Raw genomic sequence first — 18,611 nt, 5'->3', positions numbered from 1 at the left:
CGTCGCGGGCCGTGGTGGCCGTGGTGGCCGTGGCGCCGGCACCACGGCCACCACAGCGGGGTCAGCGGGTCGGCCGTGACCAGTCCCCGGGCTGCCCCGGGTCCAGCCGGCGCAGCTTGTCGAGCACCTTGGGGTCCTGGGCGTCCAGCCAGTCGGCGACCTCGCGGAAGGAGACGCAGCGGACGCCGTCGCGCCTGCAGACGCTCCTCATCACGTCCTCGACGGCCTGCATGTAGATGCCGCCGTTCCAGGTCTCGAAGTGGTTCCCGATGAAGAGCGGGGCCCGGCTGCCGTTGTAGACCCGTTCGAAGCCGCTGAGGTAGCTGTCCCTGGTCTCCTTCTCCCAGGCGGCGTACTTCCTGGGGTCGCCCTCGGAGGTGTTCCCGGACTGGCCGGCGAGGAAGTTGAAGTCCATCGAGAGGCCCTGGGCCGACCGGCCCGGGTAGGGCAGCAGCTGGAGCGGGAAGTTCCAGAGGCCCTCCTTCTTTCCGGGCCAGACCTGGAACTCGCCCGGTGAGCTGGCGTCGTACCGGAAACCCACGGCCTTCTCGGCCGGGAGCAGCGCCTGCTGACCCTCCAGGCAGGGGGCCCGGCCGCCGACGAGCTCCTTGGTGTAGTCGAAGGGCAGCGGCGGGAGGTTCTTGAGGCCGGTGTTGGTCTTCCAGTGGGTGACGAAGGAGACGGCCTGGTCGAGCTCGCTCCGCCACTCCTCGGTGGTCCAGTCCTTTCCGCCCTTGGCGTTGCAGAAGTGCCCGTTGAAGTGCGTGCCGATCTCGTTGCCCTCCTGCCAGGCGAGGCGCAGTTGCTCCAGGGTGTCCTTGATGTGGCCGTCGGTGGCGAAGTCGATGGAGGCGGTGCCGGGGTCGTGCCGCGGCGGGTGGTACAGGGTGCGCTTGGCCTTCGGCAGGGTGTAGATGCCGCTGAGGAAGAAGGTCATCCGGGCGTTGTTCTCCGCGCCGAGCCTGCGGAAGCGGGAGAACAGGTGGTCGTCGCCCTCCAGGGCGCCGTCCCAGGAGAAGACCACGAACTGCGGGGGCTTCTCGCCGGGTTTCAGCTTCTCGGGCTTGAGCGGCCCGGGCTGGGGGCCGGTGTCGGAGGTGGAGCCGTCGCCGAGCACCCTGACCCGGCCGTCCCAGGCCGGTGTGGGGGCGGGCGGCCCGGACGGCGTGGCCGCCGCGGCCCCGGCGCCCCCGGCCGTGCCGTCCGCGGCAGAGGTTTCGGCCCCGGCGGTCTCGGCGGCCCCGGCCTCGGCGGGTCTGTCCTGCGGGCCGGAGCCGTCCGCGGCCAGGGAGAGGGCCGCGAGGACCCCCACCGCCAGCAGGGCGGCCACGCCACGGGCGGTCCGCACACTGTCCTCCGCTTCCCCGACGCCGCGGTCCCGAGGTCCTGCACCACGGGTTTGACGCTGCGTCAGCTGTATTTCGAATACGTCGACCTGTCACTGATGAAGATCACCTGGGGCCTCGTTCGGGTTGTCAGGGGATTCGCCGGGGTCGGAGCGGGCGGATAACGGAACGGTTTCGGAGCCGGTTCTCCGCGTGCCGGGGTCTTGACGGCGCGGGGAGGGTGGGCGTTTGCTGTGACCCGCCCGTTCGAACCTGTTTGGTTCTGGTTTCTTTTGTGTGTTTGAACGTTCAAATCGAACCCGGGCTTCCGCGATGCCCTGAGCGGCCCCACCCATCCCCCTTCACTCCGCCCCCACCTCGTGCCACCCCGTCGAGAGGAATGCAATGTCACACCTTTCCCGTCGCGACCTGCTCCGCGCCTCGGGCGCGGGCCTGCTGGCCCTGGCCGCCGGCGGCACGCTCGCGGCCTGCGGCGACTCCGGCTCGGGCGGCGGCTCCGGCGGGGACGCCGAGACCGGCACGATCACCGTCTGGTCCTGGGCCACGGCCGCCGCCGCCCTGCGCGGGGTCGTCCCGGCCTTCGAGAAGGACAACCCGGGCATCAAGGTCGACGTCCAGGACATCGGCAACCCCGCCATCTGGGACAAGATCACCGTCGGCCTCGCGGCCGGCGGCCAGGGCCTCGGCGACGTCCTGCACATCGGCTGCGACTACCTCCCGGGATACCTGGAGAAGTTCCCCGGCGGCCTCGCCGACCTCTCCGCGTTCGGCGCCGACGCCCACCGCGACAAGTTCGCCAAGGGCCTGTGGCCGGTCGTCAGCGGCAAGGACGGCCACGCCTACGCGCTGCCCTGGGAGGTCAACCCGCTCGGCTTCTTCTACCGCAAGGACTACTTCGACAAGGCCGGCGTCGACCCGGCCACCCTCGCCACCTGGGACGACCTGATCGCGATCGCCGACCGGTTCAAGGCCGCCAACCCCGGCATCTCGCTGATCGGCATCAACAAGGCCGCCAACCCCAGCCCCGACCTGGACTTCCTGCAGTCCCTGATGCAGCTCCAGGGCGCCTTCTACTTCGACCTCCAGGGCAAGGTCACCCTCGGCTCCGAGCCCGACGTCCGCGCCCTGGCCACCCTCAAGCGCCTCGACGACGCGGGGCTGGTCGCCGACGCCCCCGGCGACCAGGGCTGGTCCACCCTGATGAAGGCCGGCAAGCTCGCCATCGCCCCGATGCCCGCCTGGGCCGCGCACTACCTGGAGACCAAGTTCGCCGACCAGAGCGGCAACTGGCGCCTCGCCAAGCCCCCGGCCGTCACCGCCGGCGGGAAGCGCACCGCCCTGGTCAACTCCACCCACCTGGCCGTCGCCGGCTCCAGCCCGCGCCGCCGCGCCGCCTGGAAGTTCGTCGAGTACGCGCTCACCCGCCCCGCCTCCGTCAACAGCATGTTCGACGCCGGCGGCGTCTTCCCCGCCCTCACCGAGGCCTACGGCGACCCGATGTACGCCAAGCCCAGCGCGTACTTCGGCGGCCAGCCGGTCCTGCGGACCTTCGCCGAGCTCGCCACCGACGGCGGCGACCCGACCAACTACTCCGGGGACTACGCCCGCGCCCTCAAGCTCGCCAGCGACGCCCAGACCAAGGTCTTCCTCAAGGGCGGCGACCCGGCGGCCGTCCTCCAGGACGCCGCCAAGCAGCTCGCCCAGCAGACCGGACGCGGCATCGCATGACCACCGCCACCCGACCCGCCGTCCCGACCCGGCCCGGCGCCCCGGCCGGGCCGGCCGCCGAGCGGGCCCACCGCCGGGCCCGGCGGCGGCGCACCGCCCTGCCGTACCTCCTGCTCGCCCCCGCCCTGATCGCCTTCGGGCTGTTCAAGGCCTACCCGATCGTCGACTCGCTGCTGCTGTCGTTCACCACCGGATCCGGCGCCGCCACCCGCGGCGCCGGCCTGGCCAACTACCGTCGGCTGCTGGACGACCCGCTGTTCTGGACGGCGCTGGGCAACACCGCGCAGATCCTCGTCGTCCAGGTGCCGCTGATGCTCGGGCTGGCCCTGCTGATGGCCGTCGGCATCAACTCCGTCCTGGTCCGCTGGCGGGCCGTCTGGCGGCTCGGCGTCTTCATGCCGGCCGTCACCGGCCTGGTCGCCACCGGCGTGATGTTCGCCTTCCTGCTCAACACCGACCACGGCGCGGTCAACTGGCTGCTGGACGCCGTCGGCCTGCCCACCGTCGACTGGCTCGGGCAGCCGTTCTGGGCCCGGATGTCCGTCGTCCTGGTGCTCACCTGGCACTACACCGGGTACAACGCGGTGATCTACCTGGCCGGCCTGCAGGGCATCCCCAGGGAGCTGTACGAGGCCGCGATGGTCGACGGCGCGGGCCCCGTCCGGCGCTTCACCGCCATCACCGTCCCGGCGCTGCGCCCGGTGCTGCTGTTCACCGTCGTGCTGTCCACCATCGGCACGCTCCAGCTCTTCGACGAGCCCTACGTGCTGACCGGCGGCGGGCCGGACAACGCGAGCCTGACCGTCTCCATGTACCTGTACCAGAACGGCTTCCGGTACTTCGACTTCGGCTACGCCTCCGCCATCGCCTACGCGCTCACCCTGCTGGTGTCGGTGCTCGGCGCGGTCCAGATGCGCCTGATGGGAGAGCGCGACAAGTGAAGTCCACGAAACTGCGGGGCTGGCCGCTGACCTTCCTGCTGGCGGGCGTCACCGGCCTGTCCGTCGGCCCGTTCTACTGGCTGGTGATCGCCACCACCCGCAAGGACTCCGAGATCTTCGACTGGCCGCCCAAGCTGCTGCCCGGCGGAGCCCTCGGCGACAACCTCGAACGCCTCCAGCACAAGATCGGCCTGCTCCGGGTCGTCGGCAACTCGCTGCTGGTCGCCGGCGTGCAGACCGCCGGTGCGCTGGTCGTCGCGCTGCTGGCCGGCTACGCCTTCGCCAAGTTCCGCTTCCGCGGGCGGAGCCTGCTCTTCGGGCTGCTGCTCTCCACCCTCGTGGTGCCCGAACAGGTCATGCTGGTCCCGCTGTTCAAGATGATGATGAGCTTCGGCCTGCTCGACTCCTACCAGGCGATCATCCTGCCCGGGCTCTGCGTGCCGTTCGCGATCTTCCTGATGCGGCAGTCCCTCACCAGCCTGCCCGACGAACTGCTGGACGCCGCCCGGGTCGACGGCGCGGGCGAGCTGCGGGTCCTGTGGAGCGTCGTCGTCCCGGTCATGCGGCCGGTGCTGGCGGCTCTGTCGATCTTCCTGTTCCTCGGCTCCTGGAACCAGTTCGTCTGGCCGCTGATCGCGCTGCGCAGCCCGGAGATGCACACCCTCCCGGTGGCCATCGCGACGCTCTACGGCAACAAGAGCACCACCGACTACGGCGCGATCCTCTCCGGCACCGCGCTGTCCACCCTGCCGATGATGGTCCTCTTCCTGGTCCTCCAGCGGCAGTTCATCTCCGGCCTGCTGGCCGGCGCCACGAAAGGCTGAGCATGACCGAGATCTGGGAACCGCACGCCCCCGCCGCGGCCGGCGGCCTGCGCCCGCTGCCCGCCCAGGGCCTGGACCTGCGGGTCAGCGGCGCGGCGACGGCCCGCGAGGTGGGCGACGGCATCCTCGAGGTGACCGCCGAGGGCGAGGGCGAGGTCCGGATCGAGTGGCGCCTGCCGTGCGTCGACGCCACCGCCTTCTGGACCCCGGAGCCGCGCGGCACCGGCTGGCTGCCCGCCGCCTGGAGCGCCCCGCGCCGCACCAGCCTGGCCAACGGCGCGCCGATCGCCGCCCTGATCGGCACCGGCGACGTGGCGCTCTGCGCCTTCGCCGCCGAGCGTGCCGACGTCCTGGCCGGCGCCGGAGTGCTCGAGGAGACCGGCGAGTTCCGGTTCTGGGCCCAGGCCGCCGGCCGGCTCACCGTCCGCATCGACACCTCGCGCCGCCACTTCGCCCGCTGCCTGGCCGGCCTCGCCGCCTGGTGGTGGACCGGCCGCGAGGCCGACATCCCGCCGGCCGCCCGCCGCCCCGCCTACTCCACCTGGTACTCGATGCACCAGGACGTCTCGCCGGAGGCGGTGGAGACGCAGGCCGCGCTCGGCAAGGAGCTCGGCATGGACGTCATCATCGTCGACGACGGGTGGATGACCGCCGACCGCACCCGCGGCTACGCGCACTGCGGGGACTGGGAGCCGGTCTCGCTGCCCGACACCGCCGCCCACGTGCGGCGCGTCCACGACCTCGGCGTGCAGTACCTGCTCTGGTACGCGCTGCCGTTCATCGGCAAGGACAGCGCCGCCTTCGAGCGGATCGGCGGGTACGCGCTCGCCGACGCCGCCCACATGGGCGCGATCGTCGCCGACCCGCGCCACCCGGAGGTCCGCGAGTTCCTGATCGGCCGGCTCGCCCGGGCCGTCGAGGAGTGGGGCATGGACGGGCTCAAGGTCGACTTCGTCGACTGGTTCGCCCGCGCCGACGCCCCGCCCGCCGGGCCCGGAGCGGACTGCGAGAGCGTCGACGAGGGCGTGGAGCGGCTGCTCGCCGGGATCCGGCGCCGGATCGCCGTGGTGAAGCCGGAGGCGATGATCGAGTACCGCCAGCCGTACGTCAGCCCCGACCTGTGGCCGTACGTCACCATGATCCGCGCCACCGACTGCCCGCTCAGCCCGCAGGAGAACCGCCAGCGCACCGTCGACGTGCGGCTCGCCGCCGGGCCCGTCCCGGTCCACGCCGACATGCTGATGTGGCACCCGGCCGAGCCGCCGGAGCAGATCGCCTGCCACCTGATCAACGTGCTGTTCTCGGTGCCGCAGGTGTCCGTCGACCTCGCGGCGCAGAGCACCGCCCAGCGCGAGGCGATCGCCTTCTGGCTCGGCGTCTTCCGCGAGCACGCGGGCACCCTGCAGCTCGGCGAACTGCGCCCGGCCCGGCCGGACCTCGGCTACCCGATGGTCACCGCCGTCGGCGGCGGCACCGTCGCGGTCGCCCGCTACGCCGCGCTGCCGGTGGACGTCTCCGGGGACGGCTGGCGCACCCTGCTGGTCGCCAACGCCGACGCCGACCCGGACGTCCGGCTCACCGGCGGCAGCGGGACGGCCGAGGCCACCGTGCAGGACGCCCGGGGGCGTATCGTCCGGCAGGGCGGGATCGACCTCGGCGGGGCGGGCGTCGTGCCCGTGCCGCGCGGTGGACTGCTGACCCTGCGCCGCCCGGCGGTCTGACCGACCGGCCGTCCGAGAAACCGTGCTGGGAGCTGCGATGCCCGAGGGAACCCGCCGACCGCGCCGCGGCGCCACCACGATCGAGGAGGTCGCGCGTGCGGCCGGGGTGTCCCGGCAGACCGTCTCCAACGCGCTCAACGCGCCCCAGCGGGTCCGCCCGGACACCCTGGAGCGGGTGCGCACGGCCGTCCGCGAGCTCGGCTACCAGCCCGACCAGTCGGCCCGGTCGCTGCGCAGCGGCGCCCGGCGCACCCTCGGCTACCTCGCCCCGGTGGACGACCCCCTCGACCCCAACCCGCTGATGGCCGGCTTCCTGGAGGCCCTGGTCGACGCGGCCGGGGCCCGGGGCCAGCGGGTGCTGCTGTTCCGCCCGGCCCCGGGCGGCACCGACCCGCTGGCCGCCATCGACGAACTGGTGGCGGCCCGTCAGGTCGACGGACTGGTCCTCGCCGACGTGCTGCGCGACGACCCCCGGATCGCGCACGCGGCCCGGGTCGGCGTCCCGTTCGTCGCCTTCGGACGGACCGGCCCGGGGGAACCGCAGCACTGGGTGGACATCGCCAACGACACGGCGACCGCCGCGGTGGTGCGCCACCTGGCGGGGCTGGGCCACCGGCGGATCGGCTACCTCGGCCGCGCCGAGGAGCTGCCGTGGATGGCCGCCCGGCGGGCCGGCTTCCTCGCCGAGGCGCGGCGGCTCGGCCTCTCCGCGGTGACGGCGGCGCGCCCGGACGTGGCGGCGGTGCGGGAGCTGCTGGGCGGGCGGGAGCGGCCGACGGCCTTCGTGGCGGGCAGCGACCTGCTGGCGCTGGACGTCTACGAGGCGGTGCGGGCCGAGGGGCTGGCGGTCGGGCCCGCCGGGGTGGCCGTCACCGGCTTCCACGACACGCCGCTCTGCCGGCACCTGCACCCCGCGCTCACCTCGGTGCGGCTGCCGCTGCGGGCGATCGCGGTCGCGCTGGTGGAGCGGCTGCTCGACCAGGTGCGGGGCGGCGGGGCGCCGGGGGAGGGGCTGGAGCTGCCGGCCGAGCTGGTGGTGCGGGCCAGCTCGGGGTGAGCGGCCACGGCGTCCGCTACGGGGTGCCCCCGTTGGCCTCGCCGCCGCCGGTGCCGGCACTGCCACCGGCAGCGGCAGCGCCACCGGCACCGGCACCGGCACCGGTACCGCCCTCGCCGGAGGCTGCCACGATCAGCTCGCCGACCAGCCCGGCCGCCGCCGCCCGGTGCTCGGCCGGCAGCGCGTCGTCGGTGACCAGCACGTCCAGTTGGTCCAGTTCGGCGAAGGAGGCCAGGCCGACCGCGTTCCACTTGGTGTGGTCGGCCACCACGACCACCCGCCGGGCGGACTGCAGGAAGGTCCGGTTGGTCTCCGCCTCAGCGAGGTTCGGGGTGGTCAGCCCGGTCTCGGCGGACAGCCCGTGGCAGCCCATGACCAGCACGTTGACGTGCAGGGAGCGGATCGCCTGGTCGGCGACCGGTCCGACCAGCGCGTCCGAGGGGGTGCGGACGCCGCCGGTGCGGATCACCGTGGCGGTGGCGGGCGTGCCGTCCTCGTCGGGCTGCTCCAGCAGCTCGGCGATCCGCAGCGAGTTGGTGACCACGGTGAGGCCCTCGACGGCGCGCAGGTGCCGGGCGACCGCGAAGGTGGTCGTCCCGGCCGCCAGTCCGACGGCCGAGCCGGGCGGCACCAGGGCGGCGGCGGCCCGGGCGATCGCCTCCTTGGCGGGCAGCTCCCAGTGCGCCTTGGTCTCGAACCCGGGCTCGCCGCTGGCCGGCGCCTCGATCCGCACCGCCCCGCCGTGCACCTTGTGCACCAGCCCGCGGCGGGCCAGCGCGTCCAGGTCGCGGCGGATCGTCATGTCGGACACCCCGAGGTCCCGGACGAGCTCGGTCACCCTGACACCGCCGCGCGCGCGGACCTGCTCCAGGATCAGCACGCGGCGCTGCCCGGCGAGCGGTTGGGCGCTGTCAGCCATCGGGGGGCCTCCTCGGGGTGGGGGGTGGTCCGACCGGTCACGGTCACCGCCATCATGGCAGGCGCGGACGGCTTCCGGACAGCCAGGTCTGATGGATAATGTTGGATAATGTTGTTTCGTGTCGGATAGCTAGCCCGAAGAGAGGGACGAAGGCCATGGCCGGGACCCTGACCCAGCCCACCGCCAGGACCGTGACCACACTCGCGGACGGGCGGCAGCTGATCTACTACGACAGCGGGGAGGCCGTCCCCCGGGACGCCGTCGACCGCCGACCGCTCGACCCGCCCGCCCACGGCTCCGAGATCCGGCTCGACCCGGCCACCGGGGACTGGGTCACCATCGCCGCCCACCGCCAGGCCCGCACCTACCAGCCACCCGCCGAGGAGTGCCCGCTCTGCCCGTCCCGGGACGGCCGGCTCAGCGAGATCCCGGCCGAGGACTACCAGGTGGCCGTCTTCGAGAACCGCTTCCCCGCCCTGGCCGGGACGGCGGCACCGGTGCACCCGGCAGACGGGCCGTGGACCAGCGGCCCCGGCACCGGCCGCTGCGAGGTCGTCTGCTTCACCGCCGACCACGACGCCTCCTTCGCCGACCTCGACGAACGACGCGCCCGTCTCGTCCTCGACGCCTGGACCGACCGCACCGCCGAACTCGCCGCCCTGCCCGGCGTCCGGCAGGTCTACTGCTTCGAGAACCGCGGCGCCGAGATCGGCGTCACCCTCGCCCACCCGCACGGGCAGATCTACGCCTTCCCCTTCACCACCCCGCGCACCGAACGGATGGCCGCCCGCGCCGAGCGGCACCGCGCCGCCACCGGCCGCAACCTCTTCGAGGACCTCGTCGCCGCCGAACGCGCCGACGGCGCCCGGGTGGTGCTCACCGGCGAGCACTGGACGGCCTTCGTCCCCTACGCCGCCCGCTGGCCCTACGAGGTGCACCTTCACCCGCACCGCAGGGTGCCCGACCTCACCGCCCTCGACGAGGCGCAGCGCGCCGAGTTCCCCGGCCTGTACCTGGAGCTGCTGCGCCGCTTCGACCGCCTCTTCGGCGGCGGCCGCACCCCCTACATCTCCGCCTGGCACCAGGCCCCCGCCGGGCGGCGCGACGAACTCGCCCTGCACCTGGAGCTGTTCACCATCCGGCGCACCGCCGACAAGCTCAAGTACCTGGCCGGGGTCGAGTCCGGCATGGACGCCTTCGTCAACGACGTCACCCCCGAGGACGCGGCCCGACGGCTGCGGGAGGCCACCCCGTGAACACCGAGCACCCCGCGGACACCGCGAGCACCCCGCCGAGCACCGCGCACCCCGTGAACACCGCGCCGAACACCCCGCCGGCCACCTTCGAGGAGCTCTACGGCCACGCCCCCGAGGGCGAGTGGGCCGCCCCCGGCCGGGTCAACCTGATCGGTGAACACACCGACTACAACCTCGGGTTCGTCCTCCCGATCGCCCTCCCGCAGACCGTCCGCGCCCAGGCCCGGCGCCGCGCGGACGGCGTGCTGCGGCTCTGGTCCGCCCAGGGCGACGCCGCGGTCACCGAACTGCGGGTCGCCGACCTCGCCCCCGGCTCCGTCGCCGGCTGGGCGGCCTACCCGGCCGCCGTGGTGTGGACCCTGCGCGAGGCCGGGCACCCGGTCGACGGCGCCGACCTCCGGTTCGACGGTGACGTGCCCGGCGGCGCCGGCCTCTCCTCCTCGGCCGCCCTGGAGTGCGCCGTCGCGCTCGCCTGCAACGACCTGTACGGGCTCGGCCTCACCGCGCCCGAACTCGCCCTGCTCGCCCAGCGGGCCGAGAACGCGTTCGTCGGCGTCCCCTGCGGGGTCATGGACCAGACGGCCTCGATGTGCTGCCGCCCGGGCGCGGCCCTGCACCTGGACAGCCGGGACCTCGCCATGCGGCAGGTGCCGTTCGACCTCGCCGGCGCCGGACTCGCCCTGCTGGTGCTCGACACCCGGGTCAAGCACGACCTCGGCGACGGCGCCTACGCCGCGCTGCGGGCCGGCTGCGAACGGGCCGCCGCCCTGCTCGGCCTGCCCGCCCTGCGCGCGCTCGGGCCGGCCGACCTGCCGGGCGCCCTGGCCCGGCTCCCCGCGGAACTGCGGCCGCTGGTCCGGCACGTGGTCACCGAGAACGAGCGCGTCACGGCCGCCGTCGCCCACCTGGACGCCGGCGACCTCGCCGCGCTCGGCCCGATCCTCACCGCCGGACACGCCTCGCTGCGCGACGACTACCGGGTCTCCTGCCCGGAGACCGACCTCGCGGTCGAGGCCGCCGTCGCCGCCGGCGCCCACGGCGCACGGATGACCGGCGGCGGCTTCGGCGGGTCCGTCATCGCCCTCGTCGACGAGGACGCCGCCGAGCACGTCGCCGCCGCCGTCACCGCCGCCTTCCGCGCCGCGGGACACCGGGCCCCGCGCACCCTGACCGCCGTCCCGGCCGAGGGGGCGCGCCGCCTCTCCTAGGGCCCGTCAGGCGCGGGTCGGGCGCGGGTCAGGCGCGGGCCAGGCTCGGGTCCGGGCGCTCGGGTCCGCGCCCGGCCCCGGGTCAGGCGCGGTGCGCCGCCGGGCGCTCCGGGGAGGCCTCCGCGAGCGCCCGGGTCACGGCCGCCACCCCGGCGCGCAGCCCGTACACCGGGGTGCCCGGCTGCTGCCGCCAGGAGTCGTCGATGCCGCCCGCGTCGACGGTGTCGAAGCCCAGCTCCTCGATCAGCGAGCGCACCACGCGCTTGGCCGCCTCGTCGTCCGCGGCCACCGGGACGGCGAGGCGCTCCGGGTCACCCGCCGGGCGCGGGCGGTCCACGATGTCCTGCGCGTAGGTGCCGTTGAAGGCCTTCACCACCGGGTGGCCGAGCCGGCGCTCCGTCCACCGGCTCTCCGTCAGCCCGCCGTCCTCGATCTCGTCGATCCGGCCGTCGCGCTCCTTCGGGTAGTAGTTGCCGGTGTCGATCACCACGACGCCCTCGCCCAGCCCGCCCAGCAGCCCGGCGGGCAGGTCCGGCACGTTCTTCAGCGGCACCGTGACCACCACGACCTCCGCACCCTCGACGGCCTCGACGGCCGTGACGGCCTTCGCGCCGGTCTCCTCGACCAGGGCGCCGAGTGTCTCCGGGCCGCGCGAGTTCGCCACCGACACGTCGTGCCCCAGCGCCGTCAGCCGCCGGGTCAGGTTGCCGCCGATGTTGCCCGCGCCGATGATGCCGATCTTCATGGGAAGCCCCTCTTCACGCGTCGCTCCGTACCCGTCGCCCAGCCCCAACGACCGGCCGGCCGATCCGATTCCCGCCCCGGAGAGGCGTTCGCGGCCGCGCGGAGGCCCGGAACCTGGTCCTGGCAGGGCCAGGCACGGCGGCGCGCCGAGGGGCGAGAATCACCCGTATGAGCACCCTGAGCGAGTTCCTCCGCACCCGCCGCGGCCAGCTGCGCCCCGAGGACGTCGACCTGCCCGACTACGGCGGCCGCCGCCGGGTCGCCGGGCTGCGCCGCGAGGAGCTCGCCCACCTCGCAGGGGTCAGCGTCGACTACTACACCCGGCTCGAACAGGGCCGCGTCGGCAACCCGTCGGAGGCCGTCCTCGACGCCGTCGCCCGCGCCCTGCGCCTGGCCCCCGACGAGGCCGGCCACCTGCACCGCCTCGCCCGCCCCGCCGGCCGCACCGCCCGCCCCCGCCGCACCGCGCGCCAGCAGCCCCGGCCGTCCCTGCTGCGCCTGCTGGAGCAACTCGACCACACCCCGGCCCTGGTGATGGGCCACCGGATGGACGTGCTGGCCTGGAACCGCGCCGCCGTCGCCCTCCTCGGCGACTACGCCGCGCTCGCCCCCGAGGACCGCAACATCGCGCGGATCACCTTCCTCGACCCGGCCTCGCGCGAGCTCTACGCGAACTGGGAGACCTGCTCGCGCGAGAACGTCGCCTTCCTCCACCTGGAGGCCGGCCGCCGCCCCGACGACCCCAGGCTGGCCGAACTCGTCGGTCAACTCTCCGTCCGGAGCGAGGAGTTCCGACGGCTGTGGGCGGAGCACCCGGTCGCCGACAAGACCTCCGGCCGGAAGGTCTTCCAGCACCCCGTGGTCGGGCCGCTGGACCTCGTCTACGACACCCTCCGCCCCGCCGACGACCCCGGCCAGGCCCTGATCACCTACACCGCCGACCCCGGCACCCCCTCCGACGACGCCCTGCGCCTCCTCCTCTCCTGGTCCGCCCACCCCCACCCCGAGCCGCCGGCCACCCGCGCGGCGCTGCCCGAGTCGCCGGGCCGGCCCTGAGCGGTGGTCCGGGGCCGCGCCACGCCGTGAGGCGGACGGTGCCGCGGCGTCAGGATCCCGCCGCCGCGGCGGAACCGGCGGTTGCACCGGCTGCACCGGACGTGCCGGACGCGTACCCGCGGCCACCCTGGCGCGGCGCCCCGGGCTGCCGTACCGTCCGTCCACGTGACCCTCGACCGCGCGCGGCAGGAACGGGTGAACCGGATCTTCCTGCCCGCCACCTACGCCGACGGCGTGCCGTACGGGCTGTTCCGGGAGCTGCGGGCCGAGGCGCCGGTCTGGTGGGTGGAGGAGCCCGCGGTCGGCGACTGGCCGGCCGGGCGCGGCTACTGGGCGGTGCTGCGGCACGCGGACGTGAAGCACGTGCTGCGCAGCCCCGAGCTGTACTCCTCCCACCTCGGCGCGACCCAGATCCGCGACCCGGACTCCCCGGCCGACCTGGACTTCGCCCGCGCCATGATGCTCAACCAGGACCCGCCCGACCACGCGCGGCTGCGCCGGATCGTCGCCGCCGCGTTCACCCCGCGCGCCGTGGCCGAGCTGGCCGAGGCCGTCGACGCCCGGGCCCGGGAGCTGGTCGAGGCCGTGCGACCGGCCGGCTCCGCGGACTTCGTCCGGCTCGCCGCCGACCTGCCGGTGTGGACCCTCGCCCGGGTGATGGGCGTGCCGGAACAGGACCGGGGGCTGCTGCGGGACTGGGCGAACCGGGTGATCGGCTACCAGGACGACGACTACGCGGGCTCCGGCACCACCGACCCGGCGGGGCTGACCGACCTCGGCCGCGCCGCCCTGGCACACCGCCCCACCAGCCGGACCGCTCCGGACGGGCGCCCCGTCAACCCGCGCTCGCGGGCCGCCCTCGCCGACATGTTCGCCTACGCGCACGCCCTGGCCCGCCGCCCCCGGTCCGGCGGCGGCATCCTCGCCCGGACCCTCGCGGCGGGCCTGAGCGCGGCGGAGTTCGAGACGATGTTCTTCCTCTTCGCCGTCGCCGGGAACGAGACCGTCCGCAACGGCCTGCCCGGCGGCCTGCACGCGCTGCTCGCCTACCCGGACCAGTACCGACTGCTGTGCGAGCGGCCCGAAACGACGGACTCGGCGGTGGAGGAGCTGCTCCGCTACTGGCCGCCGGTCATCGACTTCCGCCGGACGGCGACCCGGGACGTCGAGCTCGGCGGCCGGAGGATCCGCCGCGGGGACAAGGTGGTGGTCTACCACGCCTCCGCGAACCGGGACGAGGCGGTGTTCCCCGAACCGGACCGCCTCGACGTCACCCGCACCCCGAACGACCACGTCAGCTTCGGGTTCGGCCCGCACTTCTGCCCGGGCGCCCGACTGGCCCGCCTGCAGATGCGATCGGTGCTGCGTCACGTGGCCGAGCTGCTGCCCGGGCTGGAACCGGTGCCCGGGCGGCCGCCGCGACGGCTGGTCTCCAACTTCCAGAACGGTCTGAAGAGCCTGCCGGTCCGCTGGCCGGTCGGGTGACCGGCGGGCAGGCGGGCGGGACGGGCACGGGCCGGGTGCCGCCGGCCGGTCGCCGGGGGAGGGGTGCCGGGGGTCAGCCGGCGCAGGTCGGGCAGAGCCCCCGGTAGGTGACCTCGGCGTCGGAGACGGCGAAGCCGAAGCGCTGGTCGGCCGGGAGGTCGGCGAGCGGGTCGCCGACGGGGTGGACGTCGCGGATGGTGCCGCAGCGGGTGCAGACCAGGTGCTGGTGGGGGTGGTGGGCGTTGGGGTCGTAGCGCTTGGCGCGGCCGTCGGTGGCGACCTCGATGACCTCGCCGAGGGTGACCAGCTCGCCGAGGGTGTTGTACACGGTGGCCCGGGAGATCTCGGGCAGCCGCTCGGCGGCTCTGGCGTGCACCTCGTCGGCGGTCAGGTGAACGTGTTCGCCGTCCAGGACCTCCGCCACGACACGCCGCTGCGAGGTGAGTCGCCAGCCGCGCCCGCGCAGCCGCTCCAGCAGGTCACTCATATCGGTTCACCTATTCAGGTCAATGGGAAGACCGGATTTTACCAACCGTTGTCGGCTTCTCTCCGAATCCCGATCGGATATGGGTTTGGTGTCTTTCTTGACTTGGATTGCGTCCATCGTAGGATCGGCTCCGGCGATAGCCTAGGTAGCAGAAGACACCGTGATCCGCCTTGTAGGGAAGGATTCCCATGTCTGAGAACCACGATGCAGTCGTTGTCGACGCGAAGGCGGAGGGCTGCCCGGTGAACCACGGGCGGGCACTGCACCCGACCCAGGGCGGCGGGAACCGCCAGTGGTGGCCGGAACGGCTCAACCTGAAGATCCTCGCCAAGAACCCGGCCGTCGCGAACCCGCTCGGCGGGGACTTCGACTACGCCGCGGCGTTCAGCGCGCTCGACCTCCCGGCCGTCAAGCGGGACATCTCCGAGGTGCTCACCACGTCCAAGGACTGGTGGCCGGCGGACTACGGCAACTACGGCCCGTTCATGATCCGGATGGCCTGGCACAGCGCCGGCACCTACCGCATCCGCGACGGCCGCGGCGGCGCCGGCGGCGGCCAGCAGCGGTTCGCCCCGCTGAACAGCTGGCCCGACAACGCCAGCCTGGACAAGGCCCGCCGCCTCCTGTGGCCGGTGAAGAAGAAGTACGGCAGGAGCCTCTCCTGGGCCGACCTGATCGTCCTGGCCGGCAACGTGGCCCTGGAGGACATGGGCCTCACCACCTTCGGCTTCGGCGGCGGCCGCGTCGACGAGTGGGAGCCGGACGAGGACGTCTACTGGGGCCCGGAGACCACCTGGCTCGGCGACGAGCGCTACACCGGCGACCGCGAGCTGGAGAACCCGCTCGCCGCCGTCCAGATGGGCCTGATCTACGTCAACCCCGAGGGCCCCAACGGCAACCCGGACCCGATCGCCGCCGCCCGCGACATCCGCGAGACCTTCTACCGGATGGCGATGAACGACGAGGAGACCGTCGCGCTGATCGCCGGCGGCCACACCTTCGGCAAGACCCACGGCGCCGGCCCCGCGGACAACGTCGGCCCCGACCCCGAGGCCGCGCCGATCGAGCAGCAGGGCCTCGGCTGGAAGAGCTCCTACGGCACCGGCGTCGGCGGCGACGCCATCACCTCCGGCCTGGAGGGCGCCTGGACCGCCACCCCGACCACCTGGGACAACAGCTTCTTCGAGACGCTGTTCGGCTACGAGTGGGAGCTCACCAAGAGCCCCGCCGGCGCCCACCAGTGGAAGCCCAAGGACGGCGCCGGCGCGGGCACCGTCCCGGACGCGCACGACCCGGCCCGGCGGCACGCCCCGGTGATGCTCACCACCGACCTCTCGCTGCGCTTCGACCCGATCTACGAGCCGATCTCCCGGCGCTTCCTGGAGAACCCCGACCAGCTCGCCGACGCGTTCGCCCGCGCCTGGTACAAGCTCACCCACCGTGACATGGGCCCGGTGGTGCGCTACCTCGGCCCCGAGGTGCCGAGCGAGGTGCTGCTGTGGCAGGACCCGCTGCCGGCCGCCACCCACCAGGCGGTCGACGCCGCCGACGTCGCCGACCTCAAGCAGCGGATCGCCGCCACCGGCCTGTCGGTGGCCGAGCTGGTCTCCACCGCCTGGGCGGCCGCCTCCTCCTTCCGCAGCAGCGACAAGCGCGGCGGTGCCAACGGCGCCCGGATCCGGCTCCAGCCGCAGATCGGCTGGGAGGTCAACGAGCCCGACCGGCTGGCCGCGGTGCTGCGCACCCTGGAGGGCGTGCAGCAGGAGTTCAACGGACGGGCCGGGGCGAAGCAGGTCTCGCTGGCCGACCTGATCGTGCTGGCCGGCGCCGTCGGTGTCGAGCAGGCCGCCGAGGCGGCCGGCCACGCCGTCGAGGTGCCGTTCACCCCGGGCCGGGTGGACGCCACCCAGGAGCTCACCGACGTCGACTCCTTCGCCGCGCTGGAGCCCACGGCCGACGGCTTCCGCAACTGGGTCGGCAAGGGCAACCGCCTGCCGGCCGAGTTCCTGCTCCTCGACAAGGCCAACCTGCTGAGCCTCAGCGCCCCCGAACTGACCGTGCTCGTCGGCGGTCTGCGGGTGCTGGGCGCCAACCACGGGCAGTCCGCGCTGGGCGTCCTCACCGACACCCCCGGGGCGCTGACGAACGACTTCTTCGTCAACCTGCTCGACCTGGACACCAGCTGGAAGGCCACGTCCGAGGACGCGCACACCTTCGAGGGCCGCGACGCGAGCGGCGCGGTCCGGTGGACGGGCAGCCGGGCCGACCTGGTCTTCGGCTCCAACTCCGAACTGCGCGCCGTCGCCGAGGTCTACGCGAGCGACGACGCCGGGGCGAAGTTCGTGACGGACTTCGTCGCGGCCTGGGCCAAGGTCATGGAGCTCGACCGGTTCGACCTGGTCTGATCGCGGTGGAGTGATCACGATCGGGTGTTGCCGGCCGGGTGACTCCGGCTGAGTGGTCACGGCCGGGTGGTCACAGCCCGGTGATCACGGCCGGGTGGTCACGGCCGTGGGTTCCCGCTCGACGCGGGACGGGGCCCGGGGGTTCGCCCCCGGGCCCCGTCGTGCGTCCGGGCGGCGCGGCGGCGGGCCGGGGCGGGTGCTCAGGCGTCGTCGGCGGCCTTCCGCTCCCCGGCGGGCCCGTCCGGGGCCGCCGCCGTTCCGGTCTCCGCCGCGGCCTGCCCCTCCGCGGCCCGCTGTTCCTCGGCCCGTTGCTCCTCGGCCTTGTGCTGGGCGGCCCGGAGCTGCTCGGTGAAGGTCTGCGCGTCGATGCGCTCGACGGCGGCCCCGTGCCCGGCGGCCAGCTCGTCGGCCGGGCCGGGGGAGGCCTCCCGGAGCTCCAGGACGATCATGGCGCCGCCGTCCGGGACGCGCGGCGACAGCATGATCAGCCCGGCGCCGCCCTCCGTCGCGTAGTGCTCCTCGGCGGCGTTGCCGATCGCCGCGCCCGCGGCGAAGCCCAGCAGGACGCCGATCGGGCCGCCGAGCATCCCGACCAGGCCGCCGAGGACGCCGGACCCGACGGTCGTGACGCCCGCGCCCTTGGTGAAGGTGTCCCGGACCTCCAGCAGCCCGTCGGCGCTGCGCTCCAGGGCCGCCGCCTGTCGCAGGCCCGGCAGCCGCTGCGCCTCGTCGAAGGCCGGGCGCCACTCGTCGGCGCTCGGAAGGGTCAGCAGGACGACGTTGTGCTGGTCGCTCATCGCACTCCGTTCGGGCCGGGGCCGGGTGCGGCCACGGGGGTGTCCGGGTTCCCATCGTGACCCTCGGTGCCCGGCCCGGCCACAGGAGCGACGGGCGGCGGGGCCTGCCCGGCCGGGCCCGTTCAAACCAGGGGCCCGGCCGGGGCGCCCGCCACCGCCCGGATTCCGGACAGGTCTGGGCCACCGCCGGAGGCGTCCGGCGGTCCACCCGCCCCGGGCGCCCTCCTGACGGCTCCCGACGCCCTCCTGACGGCTCCCGGCGATCGCCCGAGGCAGGGTGGCCGCCCGCGTCCGGAGAACCGCGTCCGCCAAATGATCGGTACCGCCGGAACCTCCCGCCGCATCCGGTCGGCGGGATCAGCGGGCTCGTCCGGATGCCCCGGCACCCGGCCGCGCAGCCCCGGTGTCCGCGGACGCTTCCGGTGATCGGCCGCCACCAACTCGCCGTCGCCGACACGGAATCGCCCGGATCGAGTGAGACCGGCCGGGACACGCCGGGCGGCCCCGCGCACCGCTGCCAGGATCGGGGTCCGCACCGGCAGCCCGCCCCTTCGCAGAGTGCCCACCGGCACCGCTGCCGCCCCGCCACGCCCGTCCGGCGGTGAGGGCTGCCCGTTTGCGGATCCGCCGCGGCCAC

General features: G+C 74.4%; 15 protein-coding genes. 10 read left to right on the top strand and 5 right to left on the bottom strand.

What is annotated here, in order from left to right:
• Nucleotides 1–61: 61 nt before the first annotated feature.
• The gene (locus ACFYUY_RS10565; protein WP_387899880.1) at nt 62–1,348 is read right to left on the bottom strand and encodes a hypothetical protein; all 1,287 of its coding nucleotides are present in this window, start codon (nt 1,346–1,348) and stop codon (nt 62–64) included.
• Between the two features lie 382 nt (nt 1,349–1,730).
• On the opposite strand from ACFYUY_RS10565, the gene ACFYUY_RS10560 reads away from it, so the two are divergent.
• From ACFYUY_RS10560 to ACFYUY_RS10540, 5 genes are read left to right on the top strand one after another with little or no spacing between them, the layout of a single operon-like run.
• On the top strand, nt 1,731–3,074 hold the full coding sequence (locus tag ACFYUY_RS10560) for an extracellular solute-binding protein (protein ID WP_360214856.1): 1,344 nt from the start codon (nt 1,731–1,733) through the stop codon (nt 3,072–3,074).
• The gene (locus ACFYUY_RS10555) at nt 3,071–4,015 is read left to right on the top strand and encodes a sugar ABC transporter permease (RefSeq protein ID WP_360214853.1); all 945 of its coding nucleotides are present in this window, start codon (nt 3,071–3,073) and stop codon (nt 4,013–4,015) included. The genes ACFYUY_RS10560 and ACFYUY_RS10555 overlap by 4 nt, the downstream gene beginning before the upstream one ends.
• Nucleotides 4,012–4,839, top strand: coding sequence for a carbohydrate ABC transporter permease (locus tag ACFYUY_RS10550; protein ID WP_360214850.1), 828 nt, complete (start codon nt 4,012–4,014; stop codon nt 4,837–4,839). The genes ACFYUY_RS10555 and ACFYUY_RS10550 overlap by 4 nt, the downstream gene beginning before the upstream one ends.
• Nucleotides 4,840–4,841: 2 nt before the next feature.
• Nucleotides 4,842–6,560: a glycoside hydrolase family 36 protein gene (locus tag ACFYUY_RS10545; protein WP_387899878.1), complete on the top strand. Its 1,719-nt coding sequence runs from the start codon at nt 4,842–4,844 to the stop codon at nt 6,558–6,560.
• Between the two features lie 37 nt (nt 6,561–6,597).
• Complete coding sequence (locus tag ACFYUY_RS10540; RefSeq protein ID WP_360214844.1) at nt 6,598–7,617, top strand: LacI family DNA-binding transcriptional regulator; 1,020 nt, start codon at nt 6,598–6,600, stop codon at nt 7,615–7,617.
• Between the two features lie 16 nt (nt 7,618–7,633).
• Here ACFYUY_RS10540 and ACFYUY_RS10535 read toward each other — a convergent pair whose 3' ends face one another.
• Nucleotides 7,634–8,536 (bottom strand): DeoR/GlpR family DNA-binding transcription regulator, encoded by a 903-nt coding sequence (locus tag ACFYUY_RS10535; protein WP_387899876.1) that lies wholly within the window; start codon nt 8,534–8,536, stop codon nt 7,634–7,636.
• Nucleotides 8,537–8,691: 155 nt separating this feature from the next.
• Here ACFYUY_RS10535 and galT point away from each other — a divergent pair, with 155 nt between their 5' ends.
• Nucleotides 8,692–9,792, top strand: a complete 1,101-nt coding sequence (galT, locus tag ACFYUY_RS10530) for a galactose-1-phosphate uridylyltransferase (RefSeq protein WP_360214838.1) — start codon at nt 8,692–8,694, stop codon at nt 9,790–9,792.
• A gap of 53 nt (nt 9,793–9,845) precedes the next feature.
• On the top strand, nt 9,846–11,000 hold the full coding sequence (galK, locus tag ACFYUY_RS10525) for a galactokinase (RefSeq protein WP_360214930.1): 1,155 nt from the start codon (nt 9,846–9,848) through the stop codon (nt 10,998–11,000).
• An 82-nt stretch (nt 11,001–11,082) separates the two neighbouring features.
• On the opposite strand, the gene ACFYUY_RS10520 is transcribed toward galK, so the two are convergent.
• Nucleotides 11,083–11,745 carry an NAD(P)-binding domain-containing protein gene (locus ACFYUY_RS10520; protein WP_360214835.1) on the bottom strand — a complete coding sequence of 221 codons (663 nt, stop codon included), beginning with the start codon at nt 11,743–11,745 and terminating at the stop codon, nt 11,083–11,085.
• Nucleotides 11,746–11,912: 167 nt separating this feature from the next.
• On the opposite strand from ACFYUY_RS10520, the gene ACFYUY_RS10515 reads away from it, so the two are divergent.
• Together ACFYUY_RS10515 and ACFYUY_RS10510 are read left to right on the top strand one after the other, a co-directional pair.
• Nucleotides 11,913–12,800 (top strand): helix-turn-helix domain-containing protein, encoded by an 888-nt coding sequence (locus ACFYUY_RS10515; protein WP_387899874.1) that lies wholly within the window; start codon nt 11,913–11,915, stop codon nt 12,798–12,800.
• 165 nt (nt 12,801–12,965) lie between these two features.
• A complete protein-coding gene (locus ACFYUY_RS10510) occupies nt 12,966–14,285 on the top strand; it encodes a cytochrome P450 (RefSeq protein ID WP_387899872.1) in 1,320 nt (439 codons plus the stop codon).
• A gap of 73 nt (nt 14,286–14,358) precedes the next feature.
• On the opposite strand, the gene ACFYUY_RS10505 is transcribed toward ACFYUY_RS10510, so the two are convergent.
• Nucleotides 14,359–14,772, bottom strand: a complete 414-nt coding sequence (locus ACFYUY_RS10505) for a Fur family transcriptional regulator (protein ID WP_360214826.1) — start codon at nt 14,770–14,772, stop codon at nt 14,359–14,361.
• 188 nt (nt 14,773–14,960) lie between these two features.
• Between ACFYUY_RS10505 and katG the strand changes: the two genes are divergently transcribed.
• A complete protein-coding gene (gene katG, locus ACFYUY_RS10500; RefSeq protein ID WP_387899870.1) occupies nt 14,961–17,177 on the top strand; it encodes a catalase/peroxidase HPI in 2,217 nt (738 codons plus the stop codon).
• Nucleotides 17,178–17,377: 200 nt separating this feature from the next.
• On the opposite strand, the gene ACFYUY_RS10495 is transcribed toward katG, so the two are convergent.
• The gene (locus ACFYUY_RS10495) at nt 17,378–17,974 is read right to left on the bottom strand and encodes a hypothetical protein (RefSeq protein ID WP_360214820.1); all 597 of its coding nucleotides are present in this window, start codon (nt 17,972–17,974) and stop codon (nt 17,378–17,380) included.
• Nucleotides 17,975–18,611: the final 637 nt, after the last annotated feature.

The sequence above is a fragment of the Kitasatospora sp. NPDC004745 genome (assembly GCF_042873275.1).
Taxonomy (GTDB): domain Bacteria; phylum Actinomycetota; class Actinomycetes; order Streptomycetales; family Streptomycetaceae; genus Kitasatospora.
The sequence above is the reverse complement of the archived record's forward strand: the minus strand, read 5'-3'. Positions and strand labels throughout refer to the sequence as shown.